This is a genomic window from Actinomycetota bacterium, assembly GCA_030776725.1.
Classification (GTDB): domain Bacteria; phylum Actinomycetota; class Nitriliruptoria; order Nitriliruptorales; family JAHWKO01; genus JAHWKW01.
Window position 1 is genome coordinate 1 of record JALYHG010000277.1, and the last position, 4,968, is coordinate 4,968.

General features: G+C 71.5%; 8 protein-coding genes. All 8 read left to right on the forward strand.

Annotation, left to right across the window (positions count from 1 at the left end; all coding sequences use genetic code 11):
* Nucleotides 1-325 (forward strand): hypothetical protein (locus M3N57_13250; GenBank protein ID MDP9023635.1); only part of this gene is annotated, 325 nt, incomplete at its 5' end.
* Nucleotides 325-492 (forward strand): hypothetical protein, encoded by a 168-nt coding sequence (locus tag M3N57_13255; GenBank protein ID MDP9023636.1) that lies wholly within the window; start codon nt 325-327, stop codon nt 490-492. The genes M3N57_13250 and M3N57_13255, both read left to right, overlap by 1 nt.
* A 310-nt stretch (nt 493-802) precedes the next feature.
* Nucleotides 803-1,642 (forward strand): iron-siderophore ABC transporter substrate-binding protein, encoded by an 840-nt coding sequence (locus tag M3N57_13260; GenBank protein MDP9023637.1) that lies wholly within the window; start codon nt 803-805, stop codon nt 1,640-1,642.
* A 125-nt stretch (nt 1,643-1,767) separates the two neighbouring features.
* Nucleotides 1,768-2,163: a hypothetical protein gene (locus tag M3N57_13265; protein ID MDP9023638.1), complete on the forward strand. Its 396-nt coding sequence runs from the start codon at nt 1,768-1,770 to the stop codon at nt 2,161-2,163.
* 35 nt (nt 2,164-2,198) lie between these two features.
* A complete protein-coding gene (locus tag M3N57_13270; GenBank protein MDP9023639.1) occupies nt 2,199-2,564 on the forward strand; it encodes a hypothetical protein in 366 nt (121 codons plus the stop codon).
* Nucleotides 2,554-3,165, forward strand: a complete 612-nt coding sequence (locus tag M3N57_13275) for an ABC transporter substrate-binding protein (GenBank protein MDP9023640.1) — start codon at nt 2,554-2,556, stop codon at nt 3,163-3,165. Before M3N57_13270 ends, M3N57_13275 begins: the two co-directional genes overlap by 11 nt.
* Before the next feature lie 94 nt (nt 3,166-3,259).
* Nucleotides 3,260-4,195 (forward strand): iron ABC transporter permease, encoded by a 936-nt coding sequence (locus M3N57_13280; GenBank protein MDP9023641.1) that lies wholly within the window; start codon nt 3,260-3,262, stop codon nt 4,193-4,195.
* Nucleotides 4,196-4,260: 65 nt separating this feature from the next.
* Nucleotides 4,261-4,968, forward strand: a 708-nt coding sequence (locus M3N57_13285) for an iron ABC transporter permease (GenBank protein ID MDP9023642.1), incomplete at its 3' end; no start/stop codon positions are given.

Consider the following 4,968-nt stretch of genomic DNA (forward strand, 5'->3'; position numbering starts at 1 on the left):
ACGCCCGCGCCCGGGACCTGACCTACCTCCGGCTCGGATTCAAGGTGACCACCCGGACGGCGGCGACGCGCGGGCACGGTGGCTGCAGCGGGCAGACGAGGCCGTGCAGTCGCTGCAGCTCGCCGCCCTCGCCGGTGACGCCACCATCGGCGATCCCGAGGTCGTGGAAGACCCGCGCGCCGGCACGGAGATGCTGGTGGACCGCCTGCCAAGCTGGTTGGAAGGTCTCGAGTGGCGTGACGCGCTCACCACCATCGCCAGCCTCGACCTCGACCTGGAGGCCACGGCGGGACGCTCGGCGACGGCGCAGTCGAGGGCCGACTGATGCACGACGTCACCGACCTGCTCACCGGCTGGGTGCTGACGCCCGGACGGCGCACCATCACTCGAATCATCCCCGTGATCGACCCCGACCACCGTCGCGCGCATGACGCCTACCACCGGTTCTTGCGCATCGGCCGGTTGCCGCGCGGTTCGTCCTCACCCACCTGATCCTCCTGGCTCGAGCCACGTTGTAGCGCGGTCGCCAAGGAGGGCATGCCGTCACCATCGGAGGTCGGGGACCGATTTGACGGCGCTCCATAGATAAGGCTCCCTTTACTTAGGTTCTCCTTACCTTAACTTGGAGGTCTCCGTGCGCTCGCCCATCACTGCCGCTGTGTTCGCCCTCGCGCTCACCGCCGTTGCCTGCGGAGGGTCGGGAACTGTCGAGGATGTCGCCGGAGGAGCGGACCGTACCGGAACGGCCACCGACCGTGGGACGGCGGCCGAGGAGCCGACGAGCGTCACCGTGGAGCACGCGATGGGGTCGACTGAGGTGCCGTGCACCCCGGAGCGGGTCGTCACCCTGGGTCAGGGCCAGACCGACTCCACGCTCGTGCTGGGGGTGATACCGGTCGGGGTGGTGGAGCCGTGGACCGAGGAGTTCTACGGCTACCTGCCCGACGAGGTGCACGACGCTGAGGTGGTCGGCAGCGAGCTCGAGCCCGACGTGGAGGCGATCGCGGCGCTGGATCCCGATCTGCTCCTGGGTTCGAAGCTGCGCCCCGAGGCGGTGTACGAGCAGCTGTCCGCCATCGCCCCGACGGTGTTCGCCGAGACGATCGGGCGTAGCTGGAAGGACAACGTGTCGCTGTGGGCGAAGGCCCTGTGCCGGCAGGAGGAGGGCGAGCGGGTCCTGCTCGCGTGGGAGGAGCGGACCGCCGCGTTCAAACGCGAGCTGGGGGAGCTGGCCGACACCGACGTGTCGATGATCCGGTTCATGCCCGACGAGGTCCGCATCTACCTGACCGGCTTCCCCGGATCGGTGCTGCGCGACGCGGGGCTGCAACGGCCCCCGGCGCAGCGGGTCGACGACTGGGAGACCTCCGACCAGCTGGTGGCGATCATGCCAAGAGCGCATCCCCGACATGGACGCCGAGGTGATCTTCGTGATGGTGTCGGACTGGCGAGGCGACGACGCGCTGGAGTTGGAGGAGGAGTGGACCTCCCACCCGCTGTGGGGGAAGCTCGAAGCGGTCCGCAACGGGGCGGTGTTCCCCGTGAACGAGGAGCACTGGAACCTCGGCGGGGGCATCCTGGCTGCCAACGCGATGCTCGACGACCTCGAGCGTCACTTCCTCGGGGCGGGCGGCGCCCGTGACGCCCTGACCGGAGACGACGGCTCGTGACCGGCCCCCAGTCGACCGGCGACCGGCGCACGACGTTGCCTCCCTGCCGAGTGGTGAGCATCCACGCGAGGAGCAGGCGCTGCTCGTCCTCGTGGAGGTGGACGGCCACGATCTGTCGGTCACGGTGCCACTGGACCGCGGTGCGTGGTACGCCTTGGGCCACCTGGGCGCCCTGCATGGCCATGAGCGGGGCTGCCACTACCGCGCCGAGGTGCACGTCGACCTCCTGCGGCGGTCGCTCCGCGCGGGTGGGGCGTGGCCGCTGTGCGTGCTCATCCGACCGGATCCGGACCCGGCCTGCTGGCTGCGGATCGCGACCGCCCAGGGATCGGTCGAACTCGACCTGGAGCTGCTCGACGCGGCAATGCTGCTGCTGTCCGGCCGCTTCACGACGGCAGTCGTGCCGGCCGTCCGCGACCCGTGGGCCGACACGCTCCAGCGGTTGCTGCATGGCAGGACGCCTGGAGATCGATCGGGATCGGGGCGATCGTGAACGCGGGACACCGGCGCCTCCAGGGCGTGGTATGGATGGTCGCTGCGGCAATGGCCGCGACGGCGTGTGCGAGCCCTCCGGACACCGCCGAGGAACGGGCCGGGCCCAGCCCACCGCCGGCGCACGCCGGCGACGTGGGCCCCCGCACCATCGAGCACGCCTTCGGGACCGCCGAGGTGCCCGCTCGACCGGAACGGGTTGTCGCGCTGGACCCCTACGTGTCCCTGCCGACGGCCCTGCTGGCCGACGCCAACGTGGTGGGCACCGCCTACCTGCGCTTCGGCGAGCCGTTCCCGGTGTTCCTCGACGACAAGCAGACGCGGGGCATCGAACATCGGGTGGTTCGGCGAGCTGGACATCGAGCGGATTGCCGCGCTGGCCCCGGACCTGATTCTCGGTAACACGCTGTTCGTCGAGGAGTCCTACGACCGGTTGAGAGAGATCGCGCCCACCGTGGGCTTGGCGACGTTCCTCGACCGCGACTGGAAGGTGACCGTGCGCGAGGCCGGTCGCGTCCTGGGGGCTGAGGGCCGGATGGAACGCGCCCTCGAGGACTACGAGCAGCGGATCGAGCAGTTCCGCTCCCCCTCCGACGTCGAGGGGGTGACCGCCTCGCTGGTCAACTTCCGCGACCAGGACGACATCAACCTCTACACGGACAGCTGCGCCCGGGACGTCCTCGACGAGGTCGGGTTCGATCGTCCCCCCGGCCACCCGAGCGAAGATCCGGACCAGCACCGCATGCAGATCAGCATCGAGCGGCTGCCCGAGGTCGACGCCGACGTCCTCTTCTACTTCGTGGGCAGCGCGGCAACCGGTCCGGCGGCGGCCGCGGCCGAGACCCGACGCATCCAGAGCAACCCGCTCTGGGGCCAACTCGAGGCGGTTCGGCAGGAGCGTGTCTACGAGACCGACCCGCGCTGGTGGTTCAGCTGCGGGTCGGTGCAGGCCGCCGAGCGCATCCTCGACGACCTGTTCGACCTGTTCGTGGACGCTCGATGAGCGAGGTTGCGACGGCGGGGTTCCGGCATGCGAGCCCGCGGGCGGTCGTGCGGTCGGGGGCGCTCGTCGCCGGCCTGGTCGCACTGGTCGCGGTGTGCTGCTGAGCCTGCGGGTCGGGTCGGTGTCGCTGACCACCGGGCAGGTGGTTGGCGCGTTCCTCGACTTCGACGGGTCGAACGCCCACCTGATCGTGCGTTCGCTGCGGCTGCCTCGCACGATCATCGGGCTGGGGGTGGGTGGCGCGCTGGCGGTGGCCGGGGTGGTGATGCAGGCCGTGACCCGCAACGCGCTCGCGTCCCCGGCGATCCTGGGGGTCAACGCCGGCGCGGCGTTCGCTGTGGTCACGGCGGTGTTCGTGGCGGGCATCACGGCGGCGGCGTACCTGTGGTTCGCGTTCGCCGGGGCGCTGGGCGCGGCGGTGCTCGTCTACCTGATCGGGTCGGTGGGACCGTCCGGTGCGACGCCGGTCAAGCTGGCGCTCGCCGGAGCGGTGTTGACCGCGCTCCTGGGCGCGTGGATCTCGACGGTACTGGTCCTCGACCAGCGCAGCCTGGACGAGGTGCGGTTCTGGCTGGCGGGGTCGCTGGCCGGTCGGGAGCTGTCGGTGTTCGTACAGGTGGCCCCGTTCCTGGCGGTCGGGCTGCTGGTGGGTCTGGGGATGGCCCGATCGCTGAACACGATCGCGCTCGGTGAGGACGTCGCCGCCGGGCTGGGACAGAACGTCGTCCTTGTCCGCGCCGCGGCCGCGGCGACGGTGGTGCTGCTGGCCGGCTCGGCGGTGGCCGTAGCCGGTCCGATCGGGTTCGTGGGTCTGGCCGTGCCACACGCGCTGCGCACCGTCGTCGGGCCGGACCACCGCTGGCTGCTCCCGCTGTCAGCGGTCGCGGGGCCCGTCCTGCTGCTCGGCGCGGACGTGGTCGGCCGGATCGTCGCGCGTCCGTCGGAGGTCCAGGTGGGGATCGTCACCGCGATCGTAGGCGCGCCTGTCCTGGTGCATCTGGTGCGCAGCCGGCGGTTGGGCGAGCTATGAGCACGATGCCCACGGCGCGGGTCCCGGGGCGCCGGCCGGTCCGGGTGACCGGATGGTCGAGCCGCGTGAGCGTGCGCACCTGCGTCCTGCTGCTGCTGGTGGCGGCGCTGGTGGTCGGCCTGGCGGTCTGGGCGATGACGCTCGGGGACTTCCCGATCTCGTCACGCCGCGTGGCCGCGGTCGTGTTCGCCGGCGGCGACGGCGGTGAGGCGTTCATCGTGCGCACCCTGCGGCTGCCGCGGGTCCTCACCGCGATCGGCGCCGGGCTGGCCTTGGCCGCCTCGGGAGCGATCTTCCATGGGCTGGTCCGCAACCCCCTGGTCGCCCCGGACGTCATCGGGGTGATGGCCGGGGCGAGCCTCGCGGCGGTCACCGCCATCGTCGTCTTCCGGTCGACGACCGTGGTGCCCGCCGCTGCTCTCGCCGGGGCGGTCGCGGCCGCCTTCGCCGTGTACGGGCTCACCTGGCGCAAGGGCATCAGCGGCAACCGTCTCGTGCTGGTCGGCATCGGCGTCAACGCGCTGCTGATCGCGCTCACCACGCTGGTCATCGTCCGCTACCCCATCGAGTTCATCAGCAGCGCGATCGTGTGGATGACCGGCACCCTGTACGGCGCGGACTGGCAGGACGTCACCTGGATCGCCGCCGCGCTCGCCGTGCTGCTGCCCGCCGCCCTGGCGCTCATGCCACGCCTCCGCATCCTCCAGCTCGGCGACGACACCGCCGCGGCGCTGGGCACCCGCACCGAAGCGTCACGCGGCGCGCTGCTGGCG

What these genes read in the sequence shown, in the direction of transcription:
- M3N57_13255 (MDP9023636.1), top strand. Translation starts at nt 325, where the DNA reads ATGCACGACGTCACCGACCTGCTCACCGGCTGGGTGCTGACGCCCGGA.
- M3N57_13260 (MDP9023637.1), top strand. Translation starts at nt 803, where the DNA reads ATGGGGTCGACTGAGGTGCCGTGCACCCCGGAGCGGGTCGTCACCCTG.
- M3N57_13270 (MDP9023639.1), top strand. Translation starts at nt 2,199, where the DNA reads ATGGTCGCTGCGGCAATGGCCGCGACGGCGTGTGCGAGCCCTCCGGAC.